Here is a 23,680-nt window from a genome sequence, read left to right as displayed (position 1 = left end):
TTCTAGGGAGCCGGCCCCCGACAATGCTTTCATGAGTGAACAAGCCCAACCCTTGGTCCTGCTGGTGGACGGCAGCAGCTACCTGTACCGCGCCTTCCACGCCATGCCCGACCTGCGCGGCCCCGCCGGGCAGGCCACCGGCGCCGTGCACGGCATGGTGGCCATGCTCAAGCAGCTGCGCGACCGCTACCCCGGTGCCCATGCCGCCTGCGTGTTCGACGCCAAGGGCCCCACCTTCCGCGACGCCTGGTACCCCGAGTACAAGGCCCAGCGCGCGCCCATGCCCGACGCCTTGCGAGAGCAAATCCCGCTCATCCACGAGGTGGTGGCCTTGCTGGGCTGGCCCATCTTGGAGGTGCCTGGCATCGAGGCCGACGACGCCATCGGCACCCTGGCCCGCGTGGCCGAAGCCAGCGGCCACCAGGTGGTGATCAGCACGGGCGACAAAGACCTCGCCCAGCTCGTCACCCCCAAGGTCAGCCTGCTCAACACCATGAGCAACGAGCGCCTGGACGAGATGGGCGTGCTGGCCAAGTTCGGTGTCCCGCCCAATCGCATCGTCGACTACCTGACCCTGATGGGCGACGCGGTGGACAACGTGCCCGGCGTGGAGAAGGTCGGCCCCAAGACGGCCGCGAAGTGGATCGGCGAGCACGGCAGCCTGGACGGTGTGATCGCCGCCGCGGCCAGCATCAAGGGCGTGGCCGGCGAGAACCTGCGCAAGGCCCTGGACTGGTTGCCCATGGGGCGCCAGCTGGTCACCGTGAAGACCGACTGCGACCTGGGCGAGCACTTGAAACCCTGGCCCTCGGTGGAGGGCCTGGCCTTTGGCGAGGTGAACCGCGAAGGCCTGCTGGCGTTCTTCACGCAGCACGGCTTCAAAACCTGGAAGCGCGAGATGGAAGGGCAGGGCGTGACCGCCGCGCCGCGCGCGCCCGCCGCCGCCGAAGAAGCGGCCGCCGCGCCCCCGCCGCCGCCCGCGCTGCAAGACAAGCGTTACGAGACCATCACCACCTGGCCGCGCTTTGACGCCTGGCTGGCCCGCCTGCACGCCGCGCCCTTGGTGGCGCTGGACACCGAGACCGATTCGCTCTCGAACTTGGACGCTCGCATCGTCGGCCTGAGCTTCAGCGTGGAGCCCTTCGAGGCCTGCTACGTCCCGCTTCGCCACGCCGGCATGGACGCGCCCGAGCAGTTGCCGCTCGAAGAGGTGCTGAACCGCCTCAAGCCCTGGCTGGAGGACGCGCAACGCCCGAAGCTGGGCCAGCACGTCAAGTACGACACCCATGTGTTCGCCAACCATGGCATCGCCGTGCAGGGCTACGCCCACGACACCATGCTGGAAAGCTACGTGCTCGAGGCCCACAAGGGCCACGGGCTGGAGGCCCTGGCCGACCGCGAGCTGGGCCGCAAGGGCCTGAGCTACGAGGACCTGTGCGGCAAGGGCGCGAACCAAATCGCTTTCGCGCAGGTGGATGTGGCGCGCGCCGCCGAGTACTCCTGCGAGGACAGCGAGATGTGCCTGGGCGTGCACCTGCGGCTGCACGAACGCCTCGCGGCCGACGACAAGCTGCGCTTTGTGTACGAACAGATCGAAATGCCCACCTCGGCCCTGCTGGCCCGGGTGGAGCGCCACGGCGTGCTCATCGACGGCCCCATGCTGCAGCAGCAAAGCCACGAGTTGGGCCAACGCCTGCTGGCGCTGGAGCAAGAGGTGTACGCCATCGCCGGCCAGCCCTTCAACATGGGCAGCCCCAAGCAGATCGGCGAGATCCTGTTCGGCAAGCTTGGGCTGCCGGTCAAAAAGAAGACTGCCACCGGCGCGCCGAGCACCGACGAAGAGGTGCTGACCGAACTGGCCGCCGACTTCCCGCTGCCGGCCAAGATCCTGGAGCACCGCAGCCTGGCCAAGCTCAAGGGCACCTACACCGACAAGCTACCGCTGATGGTCAATCCCCACACCGGCCGGGTGCACACGCACTACGCCCAGGCCGTGGCCGTGACGGGGCGCCTGAGCAGCAACGACCCCAACCTGCAGAACATCCCCGTGCGCACGGCCGAAGGCCGCCGCATCCGCGAGGCCTTCGTGGCACCGCCGGGGCACCAGATCGCCAGCGCCGACTACTCGCAAATCGAGCTGCGCATCATGGCCCACCTCAGCGAGGACCCGGCCATGCTGGCGGCCTTTGCCAGCGGGGAGGACATCCACAAGGCCACGGCCGGCGAAGTCTTCGGCGTGCCCTTGGCCGAGGTCACGGGCGAGCAGCGCCGGGCCGCCAAGGCGATCAACTTCGGGCTGATCTACGGCATGGGCGCCTACGGCCTGGCCAGCCAACTGGGCATCGACCCCAAGGCGGCCAAGGACTACATCGACAAGTACTTCGCCCGATTCCAGGGTGTGCGCCGCTACATGGACGACACCCGCGCCAGCGCCAAGGCCAAGGGCTACGTGGAAACGGTGTTCGGGCGCCGGCTGTGGCTGCCCGAGATCCACAGCGGCAACGGCCCGCGCCGCGCCGGCGCCGAGCGCCAGGCCATCAACGCGCCCATGCAAGGCACCGCCGCAGACCTCATCAAGCTGGCCATGCTGGCCGTTCAGCGCGCGCTGGACGAGCAAGGCCTGGCCACGCGCATCGTCATGCAGGTGCACGACGAGTTGGTGTTCGAGGTGCCCGACGACGAAGTGAGCTGGGTGAGGGACGAGGTGCCTCGGCTGATGGCGGGCGTGGCGGCGCTGAAGGTGCCGCTGCTGGCCGAGGTGGGCTTCGGCGCCAGTTGGGAAGCCGCTCACTGACGCAAGCACCTGCCGGGGCGGTGCCACAAGGTCAAAGGGCGGCCTGGGCCGCCCTTTGACTTTGGACTTCGACGCTCAGCGGCGGCCGGTTTGGCGGCGCTCGGCGCGGCGCGCCAGTAAAGCGCCGGCCACGGCATCGCCCACCCCCATGCGGGTTTGGCGCTGTTGGAAGCGCAGGTCGGCCAAGGCCATCCAGTCGCTGAAGCTGCGCCGGGCCTCGTGGGCCCGGGCGGCGCCGAACACGATGGCAAAGCGTTCCTGCGAGTTCGAGGCCACGCGGCGGTTCAGCCGCAGCAGCAGGCGCTTGACCTCGTCGTTGCTGGCGCGGGGCAGGGCCACGCAGGCTTGGCCGTCGCGCAAGGCGTAAACCGGCAGACCCATGCGCACCAACTCGGCGTGCATCAGGTCTTGGCCCTCGGTGGCGGGCAGGTCGTCCAGGCCGAGACCGGGTTTGTGCTGGGCGTCCAGCAGCAGCAGCACGCAGTCGAAGCCGGGTTCCATCAGCATGGCTTCGTGGTGCTGCTCCAGGGTCGCGCGCAAGGCGCGGCGGTCGCGCAATTGCTGTTGCGTCAGCGCACGACTTTCCAGGCTTTCGCGCTCCAACTCGTCCAACCAAATGCCCACGGTGCCCGTCCTTCCTGGTTTGTTTTTTCTGCCCTCGATGGCCTGGGCTCCAACCCGTCCACCGCGTTGTAACAATTGCAACACGCCGACGGCCTGCCGACGACGCCCCCCAAGGATGACGAAGGCCGAGTCCGGAAGGAAGTCACAGGGGCCCCCCAAGGTTTGGGGGTCATGGCGGCCTCACTACACTGCCACCCCCCATGCAGGTGCTTCGCTCTCACCGTCAACCTTGGGTCTGGCTCGCGATCGTCGCGGTGCTGGCCCTGGCGCTCATGCCTTCCCTGGCACGGGCGTGGGTGAGCGCGCAGGCCGCCCATGGCGGCGACTGGGTGGAGCTGTGCACGGCCGAAGGCACCCGGTGGGTGCAACTGCGCGACGGCGAACCGGTGCAGCAGTTCGCGATGCCAGATGCGTGCGACTTCTGCCAGCTCCAGTCGCAGTTGCCCATGTTGCCCGTGGCCGACTTGAATTGGGCCCTGCCGCCGGTGATGGCCGAGGCCCCCCCGCTGTTTTGGCAGGCCCCTCGCCTGCTGTCGGTGTGGCGCAGCGCGAGCTCGCGCGGGCCGCCCACGTTCGCTCTGACCTGACCTGACCTGAGCGAACACCCGGCCTTGCGGGGTCGGTGTTCTCCCGCCATCCGCGATCCCCCAGCCGGGCATGCCCCCGGTGGCGGGAGCGCATGGGGAGCCTCCCTTGTCGACGACTTTTCTTGCGACCGGCCGCGCCGCGTCGCGCGCGGCGCTGTGGCGCCTTCATGGCTTGGCCGCCCTCTTGGCCTCGCCCTTTTTGATCGTGGCCGCCCTGACCGGCTTGGTGTACGTGGCCGTGCCCCAGGTCGAAGCCTGGCAGCACGGTCACCTGGACCGGGTGGCCCCAGCGCCTTGGCGGCCCCTGGAGCGCTTGGTGGCGGCCGCCGAAAGCGCGGCGCCATCGGGCTCCGTGCTTCAGCATGTGACCCCGCCCTCCCAGCTGGGCGACAGCCTGCGCGTGCGCTTCGCGCCGCACCACCGCCCGTCGGGCGGCGAGCACGTGCACGACGCTGCCAGCGGCCCGGTGGACGTTTTCGTCGATCCAGGCACGGGCGCGGTATTGGGCGTGCAGCCCGAATCGGCGCGATTCAGCCATTGGGCCAGAAACCTGCACTCGCGGCTCTTGCAAAGCGAGGGATGGCGATGGGCCATCGAGTGGGCGGCCACCTGCCTGCTGGTGATGCTCGTGACCGGCCTGGGCTTGGCGTTGCCGGTGCTGGGCGGCTTGATCAGGCCAGCGCAGGGCCGTGCCCGCTGGCGGCGATGGCACCTGGTGGGGGGCGTGGCCTTGGCGGGCTTGAGCCTGGTGATCGTGGTGACGGGGCTGACTTGGAGCCAAACCGCTGGCGCGCAGATCCGGGCCCTGCGCGATGCCACGGGCCAAGCCCCACCGCGCATGCCGAAGGACTTGCGCAGTGAAGCGCTCTCGTCGGGGGAGCCCATGCTTTCCTGGGATGCGCTGTGGGCGATCGCCCAACGCGAAGCACCAGCCCAACGCCTCCAGATCGCCCCCCCGAAGCAGGCTGCGGGCGTCTGGCGGATCAACACGCCAGATCGTCACCGGCCATGGGCCCGCGTGGAACTGGCGCTTCATGCCCAGGACGGCCGCGTGCTGTGGCGCAGCACTTGGGCGGATCAGACCTGGTTCAGCAAGGCCACGGCCATCGGCATCCCTTTCCACCGCGGCGAATTCGGCCTGTGGAACCAAGCGCTGCTCGCCGTGTTCGGCCTGGGCGTGTTGGCCTCGACGTTCACCGGCTGGGTCATGTGGTGGCGCCGCCGCTCGGCAGGCGGCCCCGTGCTGTTGCGCCCCACCGCATGGGCCGAGGTGCGCTGGCGCTGGCCCGTTTTGACCACCGTCTTGGCGCTGTGTGCTTTGGTCCCGCTGCTGGCCGCCTTCGTGTGCGTCGTGCTGCTTCTGGAAGTGCTCCCCCGCTCGCGGGCTTGAGCCTTCTCTCCCACCTTTTCTGAATTTTTTTTCACCATGCGCTTGTTTCTTCCCCTCCGTACCGCCTTTGCGTTGACCCTGTGTGCCTCTGCCGTGGCGGCATTGGCCCAAGAGGTCGCCCTCCCCAATGGCGAAATGCCTGCCGACGACACCCGCGTTGAGAAGCTCGGCACGGTCACCGTCACGGGAGGCCGCGTCACCACGCTGCCCACGACCCTGCCCACCACCATCGAGGGCATCAAGGCCGAGCGCATCGACCGCGTCATCAACGCCACCGACAGCGCCGACGCGCTGAAGTACTTTCCCAGCCTGTTGGTGCGCAAGCGCTACATCGGCGACTACGACCACGCGGTGCTGTCCACCCGTGCCAGTGGCACGGGCAACAGCGCACGCTCGCTGATCTACGCCGACGGCATCTTGCTCAGCAACCTGCTGGGCAACGGGGCCAGCTTCACGCCGCGCTGGGGCTTGGTCACGCCGGAGGAATTTGCCCGCGTGGACGTGCTCTACGGCCCCTTCAGCGCCGCCTACCCGGGCAACAGCGTGGGCGCGGTCGTCGACGTCATCACCCGCATGCCCGAGCGGTTCGAAGCGCACGGCAAGCTCACCTTTGCGCAGCAGCATTTCACGCTGTACCGCACCGACGTCACGCCGAAGACGAAGCAAGGCAGCGTCTCGCTGGGCGACAAGTGGGGCGACTGGAGCTGGTGGTTCAACATCAGCCGCCAAGACAGCCAGAGCCACCCGCTGGTCTACGCCACCCGCACGCCGTCCACGGCCAATCCCGCCACCGGCGCCACCGTGGTGACCGGCGCCGTGGCCGAGCTCAATCGCTTCAACCAGCCCTGGCTGCTGATCGGTACCACCAACCATGCGGACACCCAGCAGGACCACGCCAAGCTCAAGCTGGCCTGGCAGGTTGCCCCCGGGCTCAAGGCCAGCGTCACCCTCGGTCTGTGGGACAACACCGTGGCCCGTGCCAGCGAGGGCTGGCTGACCGATGCTTCGGGCGCCCGCATCGAGCTCAACCCGGGCAACCTGCCCATCAGCGGCAGCCGCGCCGTGAGCCTGGACGGGAAGGGCTACAGCCTGACGGCCGCCGATTTCGGCCAAACCCGCGAGAAGCTGCAGCATGTGATGCATGGCGTGGCCTTGCGCCAAGCCACCGGCGGTGCCTTCGATTGGCAGCTGGCCGCCAGCCGTTATGACTACCGCCAGGACCAAGTGCGTGCCTGGGCGCCCACCACCGGCGCGGCCTTCAACCCGAACGCCGGTCGCTTGACCGACCAGAACGGGACCGGCTGGAACACGCTGGCCGCGCGCGGCACCTGGCGCGGCCTGGCCGACCACGTCGTCGAGTTCGGATTGCAGCGCGAGGCCGCCCAACTGCGCAACGCGGTGAGCAACATCGCCGAGTGGACGGCCGGCGTTCCCAGCAGCGCCCCCGTGTCGCGCTTTGAGGGCAACACCTCGCTCACCAGCCTGTGGGCGCAAGATGCGGTGAGTCTGGGCGAGCATTGGCAGGCGGTGTTGGGCCTGCGGGGCGAACAATGGTCGGCCAGCCGTGGACTAACCGCCAACGGTGCAGCCGTGTTCCAGCACCCCACCCGCAAGGTCAGCGCCCTGTCGCCCAAGTTCGCCATCGGCTGGGCCTTCAGCGACGAGGGCACGCTGCGCCTGTCCACCGGCCGCGCGGTGCGCTTCCCCACGGTCAGCGAGTTGTTCCAAGGCGGGGTGAATGCCAGCACCGGGGCGCTGACCAATGGCGATCCCAACCTCAAGCCCGAGCGCTCGCAAACCACCGACCTCAGCGCCGACTGGAAGTTGTCGGTGGGCACGCTCCGCGCCACGGTGTTCCACGACGCCACGCGCGACGCGCTGTACAGCCAGACCAACACCACGGTCACCCCCAACGTCACCAACATCCAAAACGTCGACCGCATCCGCACCTGGGGCGTGGAATTGGCCGCCGCGCTGAACGACGCCATGGTCCGGGGCCTGGACCTGAGTGCCAGCGTCACCTTCGCCGACTCGGTCATCACCGCCAACGCCAAATTCCCGGCCTCGGTGGGCAAGTGGCAGCCGCGCGTGCCGCGTTGGCGCGCCAATGCCGTGGCCAGTTACCGCTGGGACGATGCGCTGAGCACGACCTTGGGCCTGCGCTACGGCGGCCAGCAGTTCAACAGCCTGGACAACACCGACCCCAACGGTGCCCGATACCAGGGTGCCAGCGACTTCTTGGTGCTGGACGCCCGCATTCGCGTCAAGGTCAACCCAACCTGGAGCGCAGCGCTGGGCGTGGACAACCTCAACAATGAGGTTTATTGGAACTTCCATCCCTACCCTGCACGCACTTGGGTGGCTGAGTTGCGTTTTGACCTTTGATCCTTCCAACGCTTGTGATTGAAACGAATCCCATGAAATCCATTGCCTTTGCCCTCGCCTTGATCGCCGCTTCCGCCCACGCCCAAACCACCGTGACCGACCCTTGGGTGCGGGGCACGGTGGCGCAGCAAAAGGCCACCGGCTTGTTCGTGCAGCTCACCTCCGCCCAAGGCGGCAAGCTCGTGTCGGGCAGTTCGCCCGTGGCCGGCAGCGTGGAGATCCACGAAATGGCCATGGTGAACGACGTCATGAAGATGCGCCAAGTTCCAGCGCTGGACTTGCCGGCCGGCAAGACCGTGGCGCTCAAGCCCGGCGGCTACCACCTGATGCTGATGGACCTGAAGCAAGCCCTGCCCGCGGGCAGCACGGTGCCGGTGACCTTGGTCGTGGAAGGTGTGGACGGCAAACGAGAGACTTTGACCCTGCAGGCGCCTGTTCGGGCCTTGGGGGCGGCCCCCGTGAAGCAAGGCCACTGAGGGCCAGTCACCAGAGGGTGGGGCGGGCAGAATCCCGCCCCACATGAACCTGCCTTACGAACTGCAAATCGGCTGGCGCTACCTCCGGGCCGGCCGCGGGGGGCGCCGCAACGCCTTCATCTCCTTCATCTCGGGCGTGTCCATGGTGGGCATCGCGCTCGGCGTGGCGGCGTTGATCGTGGTGCTGTCGGTGATGAACGGCTTCCAGCGCGAGGTGCGCGATGCCATGCTCAGCGCCATCGCCCACGTGGAAGTCACCCGCTACGACGGCGGGCCGGCGCAAGACTGGCAGGCCCTGGCCGCCGTGGCCCGACACGATCCCCGCGTGGCGGGTGTGGCGCCTTTCGTGGGCAGCCAAGCCTTGTTGGCGCGGGGCGAGGACATACGGGGCGTGATGGTCCGCGGCGTGGACCCTCGTCTGGAGCCCACGGTGACTCCGATGGCCCAGAAAGCGCCGGGCTTGAGCGAACTGGCCCCCAAGGCCTGGCGCATCCTGATTGGGCAAGAGTTGTCGCGCCAGTTGGGTTTGCAAGTGGGCGACTCGGTCACGCTGCTGGCCCCGGGGGGCAACGTCACCCCTGCGGGCTTGATGCCACGCTCGCGCACCTTCACGGTGGCGGGCGTGTTCCAGGCGGGGCACTACGAGTACGACGCCGGCCTCGTCATGATGCACATCGACGACGCAGCGCTGTTCTTCCGCACCGGCGGTCCCAGCGGCGTGCAACTCCGCCTGACCGACCTGCACCAGGCCCGCGCCGTCAACGACGCGCTGCAGCAGCAGGTGGGCCCCGACTGGCGCTTGCGCGACTGGACCCGCGCCAACCCCACGTGGTTTGCTGCGGTGCAAGTCGAGAAACGCATGATGGGCATCATCCTCACGCTCATCGTGGCCGTGGCCGCCTTCAACCTCGTCAGCACCCTGGTGATGGTGGTGACCGACAAGCAGAGTGACATCGCCATCTTGCGCACCCTCGGGGCCACCCCCCGCAGCATCCAAACCATCTTCATGCTGCAAGGGGCCTTCGCCGGCGTCATCGGCACCTTGGCCGGCGTGGCTCTGGGCCTGTTGGTGGCCTTCAACGTGGACGTGATCGTCCCCGCCATCGAGCACCTGTTGGGCGCCAAGTTCCTGCCGGCCAACATCTACCTGATCCACCAAATGCCGAGCGACCCCCAGCGCGGCGACATCGTGCCCATCGCCGTCATTTCCTTGCTGCTGGCCCTGTTGGCCACCCTGTACCCCAGTTGGCGCGCCGCCCGCGTGCAACCCGCCCAGGCCTTGCGCTATGAGTGAGCTCGTTTTGCAAGCCCTGGGCCTGGGGCAGCGCTTCGTGGAAGGCCCCTTGGACGTGCAGGTCCTCAAGGGCCTGGACCTCTCGGTGTCGCGCGGCCAAACCCTGGCCATCGTTGGCGCCAGCGGGTCGGGCAAAAGCACGCTGCTGCACCTGCTGGGCGGCCTGGAGAAGCCCAGCGCCGGACGCGTGCTGCTCAAGGGGAAGGACCTGGCGCAGTTGGGGCAAACCGAACTAGGGGCCTGGCGCAACCAGCACCTTGGCTTCGTTTACCAGTTCCACCACCTGCTGCCCGAGTTCTCGGCGCTGGACAACGTGGCCATGCCCCTGCGCATCCGCCGCGTGCCCGTGGCCGAGGCGCAGGCCCAGGCCCGGCACATGCTGGCCCGGGTGGGCCTGAACGAACGGGTGGATCACCGACCGGCCGAACTGAGTGGGGGCGAGCGCCAGCGCGTCGCCATTGCGCGTGCGCTGGTCACGAAGCCGGCCTGCGTGCTGGCCGATGAGCCCACGGGTAACCTCGACCGCGAGACGGCCGATGGCGTGTTCGCCCTCATGCTGGAAGCCGCCCGCGAGCAAGGCACGGCCTTCGTGCTCGTCACCCACGACCATGACCTGGCCGCCCGCTGCGAGCAGCGCTGGTTGCTGAAAGGCGGACACCTGCAATGAGCCACTCCTTCATCCTCAAGCTCAGCTGCCCCGACGGCCCCGGCATCGTTCACGCCGTCACCGGCGTGCTGCTGGCGCACCAAGGCAACATCCTGAGCAGCGCCCAGCACGGCGACGCGGACACGCAGCGCTTCTTCATGCGCATCGCCTTTGAAAGCCCCTCCAGCCAAGACGCGCTGCGCGAGGCCTTCGCGCCGCTGGCGGCGCAGCGTGGCATGGACTGGGAGCTGGTGGACGCCACTCGCAAGGCCCGGGTGCTCATCCTGGTCAGCAAGTTCGGTCATTGCCTGAACGACATCCTGTTCCGCGTGGCCACGCAGCACCTGCCCATCGAGGTGGTGGCCATCGCCAGCAACCACCGCGACTTCTATCAACTCGCGGCCAGCCACAACATCGCGTTCCACCACTTCCCGCTGCTCAACGCAACGCCCGAGCAGAAGGCCGCTCAAGAGCGCAAGCTCATCGAGCTGATCGACGAGCAGCAGGTCGACCTCGTGGTTCTGGCCCGCTACATGCAAATCCTCTCGCCCGCCTTGTGCGAAAAGCTCGCCGGCCGCGCCATCAACATCCACCACAGCTTCCTGCCCAGCTTCAAGGGCGCGCGGCCCTACCACCAGGCCTTCGAGCGCGGTGTCAAGCTCATCGGCGCCACGGCGCACTACGTGACTGGCGACCTCGACGAGGGCCCGATCATTGAGCAAGAGGTCAGCCGCATCGACCACGCCTACGGCCCCGAGCAACTCGCGGCCGTGGGCCGCGACACCGAATGCTTGGCCTTGGCCCGTGCCATCCAGTGGCACGCCGAGCACCGGGTGCTGCTGAACGGCAAGCGGACGGTCGTCTTCCGCTGAGCACCGGCCGGGGCTTCGGGTCGCATGTGGATCGATACCCACTGCCACTGGGACGCCCCCGAGTTCGCCGCCGACCGCGATGCCGTGCTGGCCCGTGCCCAGGCGGCGGGCGTGCACACGGTCGTGGTGCCCACCGTGCAGGCCCGCGACTGGGCCAGCACCCAAGCGATGTGCCGCGCGGCCGGTCAGCCGTACGCGCTGGGCATCCATCCCTTGTTCACGCCCAAAGCCAGCGACGGCGACTTGATCGCGCTGGATGCCGTGCTGACCGAAGCCGAAGGAGACCCGCTGCTGGTGGCGGTGGGCGAGATCGGGCTGGACTTCTTCGTGCCGGGGCTGGATGCCGAGTGCCAGCAGCACTTCTACCTGGCGCAGTTGAAGCTGGCCAAGCGCCACAGCTTGCCCGTGATCCTGCACGTGCGCCGCAGCGCCGATCCCCTCTTGGGCGGCCTTCGTCGCGTCGGCTTGCGCACGGGCGGCATCGCCCACGCCTTCAACGGCAGCGCCCAGCAGGCGCAAGCCTTTGTCGCCTTGGGCTTCGCCTTGGGCTTTGGCGGCGCCTTGACCTTCGAGCGCGCGCTGAACTTGCGCCGCCTGGCCGCCAGCCTGCCGGCCGAGAGCCTGGTGCTCGAGACCGACGCGCCCGACATCCCGCCGCAGTGGCTGTACCGAACCGCGGCGGCGCGGGCGGCAGGGCAGGGGAGCGGACGCAACGAGCCGGCCGAGTTGCCGCGCATCGCCCACACCCTGGCCGAGCTGCGCGGTTGGTCCTTGGCCGAAACTGCCGCGTTCACCAGCGCCAACGCCCGCCGCGTGCTGCCCAAGCTCGCGTCGCTGCCCCCATGCGCTTGAGTGGCTTGGCCCCGGTGTGGCGGGCCGACGCGCGCTTGTTGATCTTGGGCAGCTTTCCCGGCGCCGCCAGCCTGCAGGCCCAGCAGTACTACGCCCACCCGCGCAACGCCTTTTGGCCGGCGATGGCCTCGCTGCTGGGCGACCCGGTTTTGCCCCGGCGACCGTATGCCGAACGCCTGCAGGCGCTGGTCGAACACCGCATCGCCCTGTGGGACGCCGTGGCCGCCTGCGAGCGCCCCGGCAGCCTGGACGCCGACATCCGCGCGGCCGAACCCAGCGACGTGCCCGCGCTCGTGACGCGCCTTGCGGACTTGAGGGCCATCGCGTGCAACGGCGCCGCGGCGCACCGGCAAGCGAGTGCCTTGTTGCCGGGCCGCTTGCTGCTGCGCCTGCCGTCCACGAGCCCCGCCCATGCCAGCCGCTCGCCCGCTGACAAGGGCGCCGAATGGGCCCAGGCCTTGCGGCCCTGGCTGTGATCGGCGCCGCGCGCTAGAGTCCGCGCCCCGATCGAAAGAGCTCCGCATGGCCGCCGACGACCTGCCCGATGTCACCGTTTCCGAGTTCATGGGCGTTCGCTCGCTGCACTTGGACTCCATTTGGGTGCAGGGCTCCATGCGCGTGAGCAAGCCGCTGGCGCTGGAGCTGAGCTACGTTCAGCGCATGATGGCCCCGCTGCTGTGGCAGGAGCCGTCCACCTGGCGCACGGGGGCTTGCGTCCAGCTCGGATTGGGGGCGGCGGCACTGACCAAGTTCTGCCACCAGGTGCTGGGCCGGCCAACGACGGCGGTCGAGATCCATCCCGGCGTACTGGCCGCCTGTCGGCAGTACTTCGCGCTGCCGCCCAACGGCGAGGGCCTGGAGGTGGTGTTGGAAGACGCCGGCCGTTGGGCCCGCGACCCGGCGAATCAAGGCCGCGTGGCGCTCTTGCACGTGGACTTGTACGACCACGAGGCCGCGGCCCCGGTGCTCGACGACGCCGACTTCTACGCCGCCTGCCGCGCCCTGCTGGCCCCCGGGGGCGCCATGGCCGTCAACCTCTTCGGGCGCCGGGCCAGCTTTGCCGACAGCTGCGAGCGCATGGCGCAGGCCTTCGGGGCCGATCGCGTGTGGCGCTTGGCGGCCACCAAGGAGGGCAACACCGTGGTGGTGGCCACCCGGGAAATCCCGCTGCCCGACGGGGCGGAACTGAAAAGGCGCGCCACTAACATGGACAGCGCCCTCGGATTGAAAGCGCAGCCCTGGCTGCGCGGCCTGCGGGCGGTTTGATCGCTTCCTGCATGGCTGCCACGACGTCCCGCTCCGCCCGATCCCCTGCCGCTGCCCCGCACCGCCTGGAATGGCGCGAGCTGCTGCGCGCCATGAAGGCCGACGGCCTGGTCAGCGCCGAGACGGCCGCCGCCACCGAGGCCCGGTTCGGGGCCGGTGACACCACCTTGCACCCGCTGGTGCGCCTGGGGCGCGCCGGCCTGCCACGGCAGAGCGACGGCAAGGTGCTGGACATTGAGTTGCTCACCGAATGGCTGGCGGGCCACGTCCGGCTGCCCTACCTGCGCATCGACCCGCTGAAGGTGGACGTCGGCCGCGTGGCGGAGGTGATGAGCGGCGCTTACGCCGAAAAGCACCGTTGCCTGCCGGTGGCAGTGGGCCTCACCGACGTGACCATCGCCACCTGCGAGCCCCACGACACCGAGTGGGTGACGCAAATCGAGAGCCACAGCCGCAAGACGGTCAAGCTGGTGGTGGCCAGCCCGCTGGACATCACCCGCTACATCACCGAGTTCTTCACGCTGGCCAAGTCGGTCAAGGCGGCGGCGAAGACGAGCGAGAGCGGGGCCCAGGCCAGCTTTGAACAGCTGGTGGAGCTGGGCAAGAGCAACAAGCAGCTCGACGCCAACGACCAGGGCGTGGTCCAGGTGGTGGATTGGCTTTGGCAGTACGCCTTCGACCAGCGCGCCAGCGACATCCACTTGGAGCCGCGGCGCGAGATGGGCGTGATCCGTTTCCGCATCGACGGCGTGCTGCACCCCGTGTACCAGTTGCCCGTGCCCGTGATGGCCGCCATGGTGGCGCGCATCAAGCTGCTGGGCCGCATGGACGTGGTGGAAAAGCGCCGCCCGCTGGACGGCCGCATCAAGACGCGCAACCCCGCCGGCGAAGAAGTGGAAATGCGCCTGGCCACCTTGCCCACCGCTTTCGGTGAGAAGCTGGTCATGCGCATCTTCGACCCCGACAACGCGCTCAAGACTTTGGACCAGCTCGGTTTCGGCCGGCACGACACCGATCGCTGGCAGCAACTCATCGGGCAGCCCAACGGCATCATCCTGGTGACCGGCCCCACCGGTTCGGGCAAGACGACCACGCTGTACAGCACGCTCAAGCGCCTGGCCACGGAGGACGTGAACCTCTGCACCATCGAGGACCCGATCGAAATGATCGAGCCCTCGTTCAACCAAACCCAGGTGCAGCCGCAGCTGGAGTTCGGCTTCGCCGAGGGGGTGCGAGCGCTGATGCGCCAAGACCCCGACATCATCATGGTGGGTGAAATCCGCGACCTGGAAACCGCCGAGATGGCGGTGCAGGCCGCCCTGACGGGGCACCTGGTGTTCTCCACCCTGCACACCAACGACTCGGTGTCGGCCGTCACCCGGCTCGTGGACCTGGGCGTGCCGCGTTACCTGATCGGCGCCACCCTGATCGGGGTGCTGGCCCAGCGCCTGGTGCGCACCCTGTGCCCGCACTGCAAGGCCCCCGACGAGCGCATGACCCCCGAGGTGCTCAGCGAAACCGCCAAGCCCTGGCGCTTGCAAACGGTCAAGGGCGCCTACAAGCCCGTGGGCTGCCTGGAGTGCCGCCACACCGGCTACCGTGGCCGGGCGGGCTTGTACGAACTGCTGACCTTGGACGAGCCGCTGCGCCAACAGCTGAGCAACGAAACCAGCTTGGCGGCGCTGCGGCGCACGGCGATGCAGCAAGGGCTGCGCAGCCTGCGCTTGGCGGGCGTGCGCAAGGTGGCCGAAGGGCAGACCACGCTGGAAGAAGTGCTGCGCAACACGCCGAACTGGGAAGTCTGAGCGATGCGACCCAAGAGCGAGAGAGATTTCGTCGCGGGGTTGCTCTTCATGCTGACCGGCGGGGCCTTCGCCTGGGGGGCTCTGGGTTATGGCTTCGGCAACGGTCGCAATCCGGGGCCCGGCTACTTCCCCTTCGGCTTGGGCCTGCTGTTGGCCCTGCTGGGGGGCTTCCTGGTGTTCCGGGCGCTGACGGTCGAAACCGACGGGCGGGAGCCCATCGGTCGCATCGCGTGGCGGCCCTTGTTGGCCGTGGTGGGGGCGATCGCCTTCTTCGCGGCTGCCTTGCCGCGGTTGGGCCTGCCCCTGACCGTGGCCATCGCGACCTTTGGCGTGTCGTTCGCCACGCCGGAGGCGCGCTGGCGCCCAGCGCTGCTGTTGGCCCTGGTCATGGCCGGGTTCTGCACGGCGGTGTTCGTGGGCGGCCTGCGCTTGAACCTGCCTTTGTGGCCCCTGCCATTCCACCACTGGGGGGGCTGATCCTTGCTCGACAACCTCCTGCTGGGCTTTTCCACGGCGCTGAGCCTGCAGAACCTGGGTTATGCCTTCGTCGGCGTGGCCCTGGGCACCTTGATCGGTGTGCTGCCCGGCATCGGCCCGGTGGCCACGATGGCCATGCTGATGCCCACCGTGTACGGTTTGGACGCGACACCGGCGCTGATCATGCTGGCGGGCATTTACTACGGCGCCCAGTACGGCGGTTCCACCACGGCCATCTTGCTGAACGTGCCAGGCGAGGCCAATTCGGTGGTCACGGCCCTGGACGGCTACCAGATGGCGCGCCAGGGCAGGGCGGGCACGGCGCTTGGGATTGCTGCACTCGGGTCCTTTTTTGCCGGCTGCGTCAGCACCTTGGTCATTGCCCTGTTTTCACCGCCCTTGGTGCAACTGGCCTTCCTGTTCGGTGCGGCCGAGTACTTCGCCTTGATGGTGCTCGGGCTCATCCTGGCGGTGGTCTTGGCTTCGGGTTCCACGCTCAAGGCCTTGTGCATGATCGTGCTGGGGGTGCTGTTGGGGCAGGTCAGCACGGACGTCATCAGCGGCGTTCCGCGATTCGACTTTGGGCGGCCTGAACTGAGCGACGGCATTGGCTTCGTCGTCATTGCCATGGGCTTGTTTGGCTTCGGCGAAATCATTGCCAACTTGGGCCGACCGGCCGAGCACCGCGAGGTGTTCACCGACCGCGTGGGCGGCCTGCTGCCCAGCCGGCAGGACCTGCGGCAAGCCTTCCCGGCGGTGCTGCGAGGCACGACCCTGGGGTCGGTGCTGGGCGTGCTGCCAGGCAATGGCGCGCTGTTGGCGGCCTTCGCCTCGTACACCTTGGAGAAGAAACTTGCGGCCGATCCCAGCCGCTTCGGGCAGGGCGCGATCGAGGGCGTGGCCGCGCCGGAAAGTGCCAACAACGCCGGGGCGCAAACCAGCTTCATCCCCATGCTGGTGCTGGGCATCCCGCCCAATGCCGTCATGGCGCTGATGGCCGGGGCCATGACGATCAAGGGCATCACGCCGGGCCCCCAGGTGATGACCGACAACCCTGCCGTGTTCTGGGGCCTCATCGCCAGCATGTGGGTGGGCAACTTGATGCTGGTGGTGCTGAACCTGCCCTTGATCGGCATCTGGATCCGGCTGCTGCGCATTCCGTACCCGCTGCTGTTTCCTGCCATCGTGGTGTTTTGCTGCATCGGGGCGTTCTCCATCAACGGCAACACCTTCGACGTGGCCCTGACCGCGGGCTTCGCGCTGGCCGGCTATGCATTCCACAAGCTGCAGTGCGAGCCAGCGCCGCTGCTGCTGGGCTTCATCTTGGGGCCCCTGATGGAGGAAAACCTCAGGCGCGCGCTGCGCATCGCGCATGGAGACTGGAGCACTTTCGTTTCGCGACCGGTATCGGCCGGTTTGTTGGTGGCGGCGGTGCTGCTGCTCTTGGTGGTGATGCTGCCGAGCATCCGCGCCAGGCGAGCGGAAGCCTTTCAGGGCGAGGACTGATGGCGATTCTTCAAATCTTGCTTTCGGGCGTGGCGCAAGGCTGCATTTACGGCCTGATCGCGCTTGGCTTCGTGCTGATCTACAAGGCCACCGAGACCGTGAGCTTCGCCCAGGGCGACGTGATGATGGTCGGCGGCTTTGCCGCCTTGATGCTGCTCAACGTGATGGGGCTGCCGCTGGCCGTGGCCTTGCCCCTCGCCATTGCCGGCATGGGCGCGATGGGCTGGGGCCTCGAGCGGACCTTCATCCGCCCTGTGCTCGGCCAGCCGGCCTTCGCCATCGTGATGCTGACCTTGGGCCTGGGCTACATCGCGCGAGGTGCCATCACCATGCTGCCCAACATCGGCACCGACACCCATGCCCTGAAGCTGCCGTACGGCGGTCCGGTGGAATTGGGGGGTGGGGTGACGGTGGGGGCAGAGCAACTCATCGTCATCGCCGCCACGCTCTTGCTGTGCGCACTGTTGTACGCGCTGTTCCGCTTCTCGCGCGTGGGCATTGCCATGCAAGCTGTGTCTCAAAACCAATTGGCGGCCTACTACATGGGCATCCCGGTGCGTCGATTGAACGGCTACGTCTGGGCCCTGGCCGCGGCGGTGGCCGCCATCGCCGCGGTGCTGCTGGCGCCCATCACCTTCGTGCACGCCAACATGGGCTTGATCGGCCTGAAGGCCTTCCCTGCGGCAGTGATCGGTGGCTTTGGCAGCTTGCCAGGGGCCATAGTTGGGGGCGTGATCATCGGCGTGGTCGAGTCGATGTCGGGCTTCTTCCTGCCCGAGGGCTTCAAGGACATCAGCGCCTACGTGCTGGTGCTGGTAATGCTCATGGTCCGTCCCCACGGCCTGTTCGGCGAACGCCTCAGCAAGAAGGTCTGAGGGGTCGGTCACCATGCGTTTCCTGTTCAAGACCTCGTACGACCAAGACATCAACCTGATCGAACATCGCGGCCAGGCCTTCTGGTACGGCCTGTTGCTGCTCGCGCTGTTGGCGGCCCCTTGGTGGCTGGAAAGTTATCCGCTTGCGCAGCTGAGCGTGGTGCTGATCTACGGCACTGTCGGCCTGGGGCTGATGGTGCTGGCCGGTTACACGGGTTTGTTCTCCATGGGCCACGGGGCCTTCTTGGGAGTGGGGGCCTACACGCAGGCTCTGCTCACGGCGGCGGGTTGGCCCTTCTTCATCAGCATCCCGGTGGCTGGCGGTTTGGCCGCGGCCGTTGGCGTGGTGGTAGGCCTGCCGGCCCTGCGTGTCAAGGGCATCTACCTGGCCATCGCCACGCTCGCCTTTGGCTTCATCGTGGAAGAGGGCATCGCCCGCTGGGAGTCCGTGACCGGCGGCAACACCGGCTTGATGGTCAAGAAGCCCCAGGCCTGGGGCTGGACGATCGACAGCGACACGGGCTTTTACTTCTTGTGCTTGACCGTGGCCGTGCTGAGCACCCTGGTGGTGCTGAACTTGTTGCGCTCGCCCACTGGGCGCGCCTTCGTTGCGGTTCGGGACTCCGAGGTGTCGGCCCAGTGCATGGGCATCCACCTGGCACGCACCAAAACCTTGGCCTTTGCCATCAGTGCGTTCTTCACGGGGGTGGGCGGGGCCTTGTACGCCCACAAGTTCACGTACCTGACCCCGGAGCAGTTCGGCATTGTGCAAAGCATCGATTTGCTCCTGCTGGTCACCATCGGTGGCCTGGGTTCGGTGCACGGTGCCTTCCTGGGGGCGCTCTTCTTGGTGGCGGCGCCGCAGGGCATTGCGGTGGTCAAGGATTACCTGCCGCCGGCCATCGGGCAGGCTCCCGGCCTGCAGCAGTTGGTCTACGGGCTGGTGCTGGTGGCCATCGTGCTGTTCGAACCCCGGGGCCTCTACGGGCGTTGGTTGAAGGTGAGGACCTGGCTGCAGTTGTTCCCCTTCTACCGGCGCGGACTGTTCAAGCGCCAGAAGAGCTACCAGAAGTCGGAGCGCCTGCGATGAGCGACGTGCTGCTGTCCGTGCGCGACCTCAGCCGCCACTTTGGCGGCGTCAAGGCCGTGAACCGCGTGTCCTTCGATGTGCAGCGGGGTGAGGTGTTCACGCTCATTGGCCCGAATGGGGCGGGCAAGACCACGGTCTTCAACCTCATCAGCCGTCTGTACGACCCCAGCAGCGGCGAGATCCGCTTCGAGGGCGAGTTGCTGTCGGCAAAGCCGGCGCACGCTATTGCGCGGATGGGCATTGCCCGCACCTTCCAGAACATCGAGCTGTTCGAGTACGCGAGCGTGCTGCAGAACCTCCTGATCGGGCGGCACGTTCACATGCCCCGTTCGCTCTGGCGGGAGGCCTTGTTTTTGCCGAGCGTGCGGCAAAACGAACGCGAGGCGCGGCGCAAGGTGGAGGAGGTGATCGATTTCCTCAACCTGCAGCACCACCGTGACACCCTGGTGGCTGGCTTGCCGTATGGGGTGCGAAAGGTGGTGGAGTTGGCCCGCGCTTTGTGCATCGGGCCCAAGTTGTTGCTGCTGGACGAGCCCAGCAGCGGCTTGAACGTGGACGAGACCCGCGACTTGGCCTATTGGATCGACGACATCAAGCGCCTTCTGGGCGTGACAGTGCTGATGGTGGAGCACGACATGAGCCTGGTGTCCCGGGTCAGCGACCGCGTGCTGGCGATGAACCAAGGCGAGGTGTTGGCGCTGGGCACAGCCTCAGAGGTGCAGCGCGACCCCCGGGTCATCGAGGCCTATTTGGGCACGGGGGTGGCACCTTGAACTTGCTCGAAGTCGCCAACTTGGAGAGCGCCTATGGCCCGGTCAAGGCCGTGCGGGGCGTGAGCTTGGCGGTGCCCGAGGGGCGCATCGCCACCGTTTTGGGGCCCAATGGCGCCGGCAAAACGACGCTGCTGAAGACCCTGAGCGGCATCATCGATCCGAAGCGGGGCAGCGTGCGCTTTGGCGAGCAAGACATCACGGGTCGAGACCCGTCCCACATCGTTCGCATGGGGCTGGTCCAGGTGCCCGAGGGTCGCGAGGTGTTTCCCTTGCTGAGCGTGCGAGACAACCTTTTGATGGGGGCTTACACCCGAACCGATCGTGACGGCGTCGCCCGCGACCTGGAGGTGGTGCAAGGCTACTTTCCCATCTTGCGAGAGCGTGCGACCCAGGACGCAGGGCTGCTCAGCGGGGGGCAGCAGCAAATGCTGGCCATCGCCCGGGCCTTGATGGCGGCCCCCAAGATGATCCTGCTGGACGAGCCCAGCTTGGGTCTGAGCCCAAAGCTCACGCAGGAGATCTTTGACATCGTGCTGCGAATCAATCGCGAGAGAGGCACCACGCTCTTGATCGTGGAGCAAAACGCCCACCTGGCCTTGGGCGTGGCCGACCTGGGCTTCATCTTGGAGAACGGGCGCATCGTGGTGGAGGGCGCCTGTGCCGTCCTGCGCGAGCGGGCCGACATCCAAGAGTTTTACTTGGGCCTGCAGCACGACGCCGGCGCCCGTGGCGAGCGTCGCTGGAAACGCAAGAAGAGTTGGCAATGACCCGCAGCGTGCTTTGGGCGCCCGTTTTGCCGGGCACTGCCGTTCATGATCTGCCCGGCGACACCATTCCAGCGATGTTTTGGAATGGGGTGGCCGCCCGCGGTGATCGGGTGTTTCTTCGCGAAAAGAAGCTCGGCATTTGGCAATCCTGGACGTGGACGGAGGTGGGGAAGGCCGTGCAGGAGATGGCCGCGGGATTGATGGCACTGGGCTTGGCGCACCGGGATGTGGTCGCCATCCTGTCCAACACGCGGCTGGAATGGTTGTTGGCCGACCTGGCCATTCAAAGTGCAGGCGGCACGGCCAACGGGATCTACCCCACGGATGCGCCGTCTCAGGTGCAGTACCTGTGCGAAGACTCTCGCACCTCCGTGATCGTCGTGGAAGACGACGAGCAGCTGGACAAGGTGCTGGAGGTCCGCGATCAACTGCCCACCTTGCGTTGGATCGTGGTGATTGATACGCGCGGCTTGGAGCGCTTTGACGACCCGATGGTGCTGAGCCTCGATCAATTGCGGGCCCGCGGCGCAAGTGCGCTGGATGTTTTGCCGCCCCGCTTGGCCCAAGTGCACCCTGACGATTTGGCCATCTTGGTCTACACCTCGGGCACGACGGGCAAGCCCAAGGGCGCCATGCACACGCATGCGGGTTTGGTCTACGGCGTTCGAGCCGCGGCGACCAACCTGCCCCAGAGTGACGCCGACGAGCGCATCTGTTTCCTTCCGTTGTGCCACATCGCGGAGCGGATGATCGGTGCCTATTCAGCGGTGCTGACGGGCGCCACCTTGAACTTCGTGGAGAGCCCTGAGACCTTTGCCGAAAACGTGAGAGAGGTGGCGCCGCACGTGCTGTTCGCCGTCCCCCGCGTTTGGGAGAAGTTCTATTCCGGCGTGCGCATCGCCATTGCCGAAGCCACGCCGCTACAGAGGCTTGCTTACGGCTGGGCCATGGGCGTGGGCGGACGGGTCGCGGAGCGGGTGTTGGAGGGGCGGCCGGTGCCTGCCAGCCTGAAAGCACTGTTCCTCTTGGCCGATGTGCTGGTGCTGGGCAACGTCAAGCGCCTGCTCGGCATTCATCGGGCGCGCGCGTTGCTGAGCGGTGCCGCGCCGATCTCCCCCGATCTCATTCGGTGGTACCTCAGCCTGGGCGTGCCCATGCTGGAGGGATGGGGCATGACCGAGACGGGGGCCTATGGGACGCTGACGCGTCCCGACCAGATCCAGCCCGGCAGCATCGGGCCCGCTGCCCATGGGGTCGAGATGAAGATCGATCCCTCCACGGGGGAGATGCTGACGCGGGGGCCGCACCTGTTCAAGGGCTACTTGAACCTGCCCGAGAAGACGGCCGAGGTGATCGATGACGACGGCTGGTTTCACACGGGCGACGTGGGCGTGGTCGACCAGCAAGGTCGCTATCGGATCACCGACCGGATGAAGGACATCATCATCACGGCGGGGGGCAAGAACATCACGCCCAGTGAGATCGAGAACCAACTGAAGTTCTCGCCCTACATCACCGATGCCGTGGTGATCGGAGACCGACGCGCGTACCTCACCGCGCTGGTGATGATCGATCAAGAGAACTGTGAGCGTTACGCCCAAGATCGCGACATTCCCTTCTCCAGCTTCGGAAGCCTGGCGCGTTCTCCTCAGATTCAGGCCTTGATCCAGTCTGAAGTCGACCGGGTAAACCGCGAGTTCGCCCGGGTCGAGCAGATCAAACAATTCCGTGTCCTCGAAACCCAGCTCACCGCCGAGGATGAGGAACTGACCCCGACGATGAAGCTCAAGCGCAGCTTCGTGCAGAAGAAGTACGCCGCCTTGATCGAAGGCATGTACGGCGGCCATTGACGAGCCCCATCAACCAGGAGACCCTTCATGAAACGTGTGTTGATTCCCGCCCTGCTGGCTGTTGCCTCCGCCGCGGCAGGCGCCCAGGCGCAAGGTGTTAGCAAGACAGAGATCGTGGTGGGCACGATTCAGGATTTGTCCGGCCCCTTGGCCGGTTATGGCAAGCAGGCGCGCAACGGCATGCAGCTTCGTGTGGACGAACTGAACGAGCAAGGCGGCATCCACGGCCGGCGCATGGTCTTGAAAGTCGAAGACTCGGGCTACGACCCTCGCAAGGCGGTGCTGGCGGCCCAGAAGCTGGTCAACCAAGACAAGATCTTCATCATGGCCGGCCACATCGGCACCGCCCACAACTTGGCGGCGATGCCGATTCAGTTCGAGAAGAACGTCATCAACTTCATGCCCCTCACCGCGGCTCGGGAGATGTACGAGCCCTTCCACAAGCTCAAGTACTCCTTCGCGGTGCCCTACTACGAGCAGGTGCGTGTGATGTTGCCCAGGCTGGCCAAAGAAAAGGGCAGCAAAAAGGTTTGTGTGCACTACCAGGACGACGACTTTGGCCAGGAAATCTTGAAAGGCACGGAAGCGGCCACCAAGGCCATGGGCGTCGAAATCGCAGAGAAGACCAGCTTCAAGCGTGGGGCGACGGAGTTCTCGTCCCAAGTGGCCAAGCTCAAGGCGGCCAACTGCGACATGGTTGTCATGGGGACCCTCATCCGGGAGACCATCGGAACAATCGGCGAAAGCCGCAAGACGGGCTTCAATCCGACCTTCTTGGGCACCAGCGGGGCATACACCGACTTGATCCCCCGCCTTGGCGGGAAGGCCATGGACGGCTTCTACGCCGCCATGACGACCCAGCACCCGTACTTGGACGAAGCGAGCCAGCCCATCCGCTTCTGGGCCAACAAGTACAAGACCAAGTTCAATGAAGACCCGACGGTCTTTTCCGCTTACGGCTACATCATCATTGATGCGCTCGTCCGTGCAGCTGAAAAGGCGGGCCCGAATCTCAATACCGAGTCCTTTGGCAAAGCCATGGACGGCATGAACTACCCGGCCGACATCTTTGGCTCCGCGCCGTCGAGCTTCACCGCCACCAAACGCTTGGGCAGCAATGCGTCGCGTCTGTCGCAACTGCAAGAAGGGCGTTGGAAGGTCGTTGCCGACTACGGCAAGTGAGTGCGGCGGCACCCGGCAAGGCGTAACTCCTTGATTTAAAACCCCTTTCGCTCTGAGCGGGAGGGCTTTTGAACTTTTTTGCAGGAAGTGCTTGCAAAGTTCTTCGGGTATGTCCTATGATGGCGGGCTCCGCTGCTGATGAGCAGCTCGCTGAAGCGAGTGGCTGGCA

Annotated in this window: 21 protein-coding genes; 20 read left to right on the top strand and 1 reads right to left on the bottom strand. The window is 67.0% G+C overall.

From position 1 onward, the window contains the following. Nucleotides 1–31 precede the first annotated feature (31 nt). Nucleotides 32–2,794 carry a DNA polymerase I gene (gene polA, locus EOD73_RS15090; protein ID WP_127683874.1) on the top strand — a complete coding sequence of 921 codons (2,763 nt, stop codon included), beginning with the start codon at nucleotides 32–34 and terminating at the stop codon, nucleotides 2,792–2,794. A gap of 75 nt (nucleotides 2,795–2,869) precedes the next feature. Here the strand turns inward: polA and EOD73_RS15085 are convergent, their stop codons facing one another. Next, nucleotides 2,870–3,418: a hypothetical protein gene (locus tag EOD73_RS15085; RefSeq protein WP_127683873.1), complete on the bottom strand. Its 549-nt coding sequence runs from the start codon at nucleotides 3,416–3,418 to the stop codon at nucleotides 2,870–2,872. A 200-nt stretch (nucleotides 3,419–3,618) separates the two neighbouring features. On the opposite strand from EOD73_RS15085, the gene EOD73_RS15080 reads away from it, so the two are divergent. The 19 genes from EOD73_RS15080 to EOD73_RS14990 all read left to right on the top strand — a co-directional run bounded on the left by EOD73_RS15080 (nucleotide 3,619) and on the right by EOD73_RS14990 (nucleotide 23,511). Then, the gene (locus EOD73_RS15080; protein ID WP_127683872.1) at nucleotides 3,619–4,005 is read left to right on the top strand and encodes a DUF2946 domain-containing protein; all 387 of its coding nucleotides are present in this window, start codon (nucleotides 3,619–3,621) and stop codon (nucleotides 4,003–4,005) included. Between the two features lie 106 nt (nucleotides 4,006–4,111). Continuing rightward, the gene (locus tag EOD73_RS15075) at nucleotides 4,112–5,395 is read left to right on the top strand and encodes a PepSY-associated TM helix domain-containing protein (RefSeq protein ID WP_240660737.1); all 1,284 of its coding nucleotides are present in this window, start codon (nucleotides 4,112–4,114) and stop codon (nucleotides 5,393–5,395) included. A 135-nt stretch (nucleotides 5,396–5,530) separates the two neighbouring features. Beyond that, nucleotides 5,531–7,780 carry a TonB-dependent receptor gene (locus tag EOD73_RS15070; protein ID WP_240660736.1) on the top strand — a complete coding sequence of 750 codons (2,250 nt, stop codon included), beginning with the start codon at nucleotides 5,531–5,533 and terminating at the stop codon, nucleotides 7,778–7,780. Between the two features lie 32 nt (nucleotides 7,781–7,812). After that, a complete protein-coding gene (locus tag EOD73_RS15065) occupies nucleotides 7,813–8,256 on the top strand; it encodes a copper chaperone PCu(A)C (protein WP_127683869.1) in 444 nt (147 codons plus the stop codon). 43 nt (nucleotides 8,257–8,299) lie between these two features. Then, entirely contained in the window at nucleotides 8,300–9,550 is a 1,251-nt protein-coding gene (locus tag EOD73_RS15060; protein ID WP_127683868.1) for a lipoprotein-releasing ABC transporter permease subunit, read from the top strand. Next, nucleotides 9,543–10,217, top strand: coding sequence for an ABC transporter ATP-binding protein (locus EOD73_RS15055; RefSeq protein ID WP_127683867.1), 675 nt, complete (start codon nucleotides 9,543–9,545; stop codon nucleotides 10,215–10,217). Before EOD73_RS15060 ends, EOD73_RS15055 begins: the two co-directional genes overlap by 8 nt. Then, entirely contained in the window at nucleotides 10,214–11,068 is an 855-nt protein-coding gene (gene purU, locus EOD73_RS15050) for a formyltetrahydrofolate deformylase (RefSeq protein WP_127683866.1), read from the top strand. The genes EOD73_RS15055 and purU overlap by 4 nt, the downstream gene beginning before the upstream one ends. A gap of 24 nt (nucleotides 11,069–11,092) precedes the next feature. Next, complete coding sequence (locus tag EOD73_RS15045) at nucleotides 11,093–11,920, top strand: TatD family hydrolase (protein WP_127683865.1); 828 nt, start codon at nucleotides 11,093–11,095, stop codon at nucleotides 11,918–11,920. After that, the gene (locus EOD73_RS15040) at nucleotides 11,911–12,396 is read left to right on the top strand and encodes a DNA-deoxyinosine glycosylase (protein WP_127683864.1); all 486 of its coding nucleotides are present in this window, start codon (nucleotides 11,911–11,913) and stop codon (nucleotides 12,394–12,396) included. Before EOD73_RS15045 ends, EOD73_RS15040 begins: the two co-directional genes overlap by 10 nt. Before the next feature lie 46 nt (nucleotides 12,397–12,442). After that, nucleotides 12,443–13,186 (top strand): class I SAM-dependent methyltransferase, encoded by a 744-nt coding sequence (locus EOD73_RS15035; protein ID WP_127683863.1) that lies wholly within the window; start codon nucleotides 12,443–12,445, stop codon nucleotides 13,184–13,186. A gap of 11 nt (nucleotides 13,187–13,197) precedes the next feature. After that, nucleotides 13,198–14,991 (top strand): type IV pilus assembly ATPase TfpB, encoded by a 1,794-nt coding sequence (tfpB, locus tag EOD73_RS15030; protein WP_127683862.1) that lies wholly within the window; start codon nucleotides 13,198–13,200, stop codon nucleotides 14,989–14,991. Nucleotides 14,992–14,994: 3 nt separating this feature from the next. Then, nucleotides 14,995–15,468, top strand: a complete 474-nt coding sequence (locus EOD73_RS15025) for a tripartite tricarboxylate transporter TctB family protein (protein ID WP_127683861.1) — start codon at nucleotides 14,995–14,997, stop codon at nucleotides 15,466–15,468. Nucleotides 15,469–15,471: 3 nt separating this feature from the next. After that, the gene (locus tag EOD73_RS15020) at nucleotides 15,472–16,974 is read left to right on the top strand and encodes a tripartite tricarboxylate transporter permease (protein ID WP_127683860.1); all 1,503 of its coding nucleotides are present in this window, start codon (nucleotides 15,472–15,474) and stop codon (nucleotides 16,972–16,974) included. Then, the gene (locus tag EOD73_RS15015) at nucleotides 16,974–17,849 is read left to right on the top strand and encodes a branched-chain amino acid ABC transporter permease (RefSeq protein ID WP_127683859.1); all 876 of its coding nucleotides are present in this window, start codon (nucleotides 16,974–16,976) and stop codon (nucleotides 17,847–17,849) included. Before EOD73_RS15020 ends, EOD73_RS15015 begins: the two co-directional genes overlap by 1 nt. A 13-nt stretch (nucleotides 17,850–17,862) precedes the next feature. Continuing rightward, a complete protein-coding gene (locus tag EOD73_RS15010; protein ID WP_127683858.1) occupies nucleotides 17,863–18,939 on the top strand; it encodes a branched-chain amino acid ABC transporter permease in 1,077 nt (358 codons plus the stop codon). After that, nucleotides 18,936–19,712, top strand: coding sequence for an ABC transporter ATP-binding protein (locus EOD73_RS15005; RefSeq protein WP_127683857.1), 777 nt, complete (start codon nucleotides 18,936–18,938; stop codon nucleotides 19,710–19,712). The genes EOD73_RS15010 and EOD73_RS15005 overlap by 4 nt, the downstream gene beginning before the upstream one ends. Next, a complete protein-coding gene (locus EOD73_RS15000; protein ID WP_127683856.1) occupies nucleotides 19,709–20,479 on the top strand; it encodes an ABC transporter ATP-binding protein in 771 nt (256 codons plus the stop codon). The genes EOD73_RS15005 and EOD73_RS15000 overlap by 4 nt, the downstream gene beginning before the upstream one ends. Then, entirely contained in the window at nucleotides 20,476–22,329 is a 1,854-nt protein-coding gene (locus tag EOD73_RS14995) for an AMP-dependent synthetase/ligase (protein ID WP_127683855.1), read from the top strand. Before EOD73_RS15000 ends, EOD73_RS14995 begins: the two co-directional genes overlap by 4 nt. Before the next feature lie 27 nt (nucleotides 22,330–22,356). Then, entirely contained in the window at nucleotides 22,357–23,511 is a 1,155-nt protein-coding gene (locus EOD73_RS14990; RefSeq protein ID WP_127683854.1) for an ABC transporter substrate-binding protein, read from the top strand. Nucleotides 23,512–23,680: the final 169 nt, after the last annotated feature.

Source organism: Inhella crocodyli, from assembly GCF_004004565.1.
GTDB classification, from domain to species: Bacteria; Pseudomonadota; Gammaproteobacteria; order Burkholderiales; family Burkholderiaceae_C; genus Inhella; species Inhella crocodyli.
The sequence above is the reverse complement of the archived record's forward strand: the minus strand, read 5'-3'. Positions and strand labels throughout refer to the sequence as shown.

Bases quoted from the DNA above. Each gene is read 5' to 3' on its own strand.
- polA (WP_127683874.1), top strand. From the start codon at position 32: ATGAGTGAACAAGCCCAACCCTTGGTCCTGCTGGTGGACGGCAGCAGC.
- EOD73_RS15080 (WP_127683872.1), top strand. From the start codon at position 3,619: ATGCAGGTGCTTCGCTCTCACCGTCAACCTTGGGTCTGGCTCGCGATC.
- EOD73_RS15070 (WP_240660736.1), top strand. From the start codon at position 5,531: ATGCCTGCCGACGACACCCGCGTTGAGAAGCTCGGCACGGTCACCGTC.
- EOD73_RS15065 (WP_127683869.1), top strand. From the start codon at position 7,813: ATGAAATCCATTGCCTTTGCCCTCGCCTTGATCGCCGCTTCCGCCCAC.
- EOD73_RS15060 (WP_127683868.1), top strand. From the start codon at position 8,300: ATGAACCTGCCTTACGAACTGCAAATCGGCTGGCGCTACCTCCGGGCC.
- EOD73_RS15055 (WP_127683867.1), top strand. From the start codon at position 9,543: ATGAGTGAGCTCGTTTTGCAAGCCCTGGGCCTGGGGCAGCGCTTCGTG.
- purU (WP_127683866.1), top strand. From the start codon at position 10,214: ATGAGCCACTCCTTCATCCTCAAGCTCAGCTGCCCCGACGGCCCCGGC.
- EOD73_RS15045 (WP_127683865.1), top strand. From the start codon at position 11,093: ATGTGGATCGATACCCACTGCCACTGGGACGCCCCCGAGTTCGCCGCC.
- EOD73_RS15040 (WP_127683864.1), top strand. From the start codon at position 11,911: ATGCGCTTGAGTGGCTTGGCCCCGGTGTGGCGGGCCGACGCGCGCTTG.
- EOD73_RS15035 (WP_127683863.1), top strand. From the start codon at position 12,443: ATGGCCGCCGACGACCTGCCCGATGTCACCGTTTCCGAGTTCATGGGC.
- tfpB (WP_127683862.1), top strand. From the start codon at position 13,198: ATGGCTGCCACGACGTCCCGCTCCGCCCGATCCCCTGCCGCTGCCCCG.
- EOD73_RS15025 (WP_127683861.1), top strand. From the start codon at position 14,995: ATGCGACCCAAGAGCGAGAGAGATTTCGTCGCGGGGTTGCTCTTCATG.
- EOD73_RS15015 (WP_127683859.1), top strand. From the start codon at position 16,974: ATGGCGATTCTTCAAATCTTGCTTTCGGGCGTGGCGCAAGGCTGCATT.
- EOD73_RS15010 (WP_127683858.1), top strand. From the start codon at position 17,863: ATGCGTTTCCTGTTCAAGACCTCGTACGACCAAGACATCAACCTGATC.
- EOD73_RS15005 (WP_127683857.1), top strand. From the start codon at position 18,936: ATGAGCGACGTGCTGCTGTCCGTGCGCGACCTCAGCCGCCACTTTGGC.
- EOD73_RS14995 (WP_127683855.1), top strand. From the start codon at position 20,476: ATGACCCGCAGCGTGCTTTGGGCGCCCGTTTTGCCGGGCACTGCCGTT.
- EOD73_RS14990 (WP_127683854.1), top strand. From the start codon at position 22,357: ATGAAACGTGTGTTGATTCCCGCCCTGCTGGCTGTTGCCTCCGCCGCG.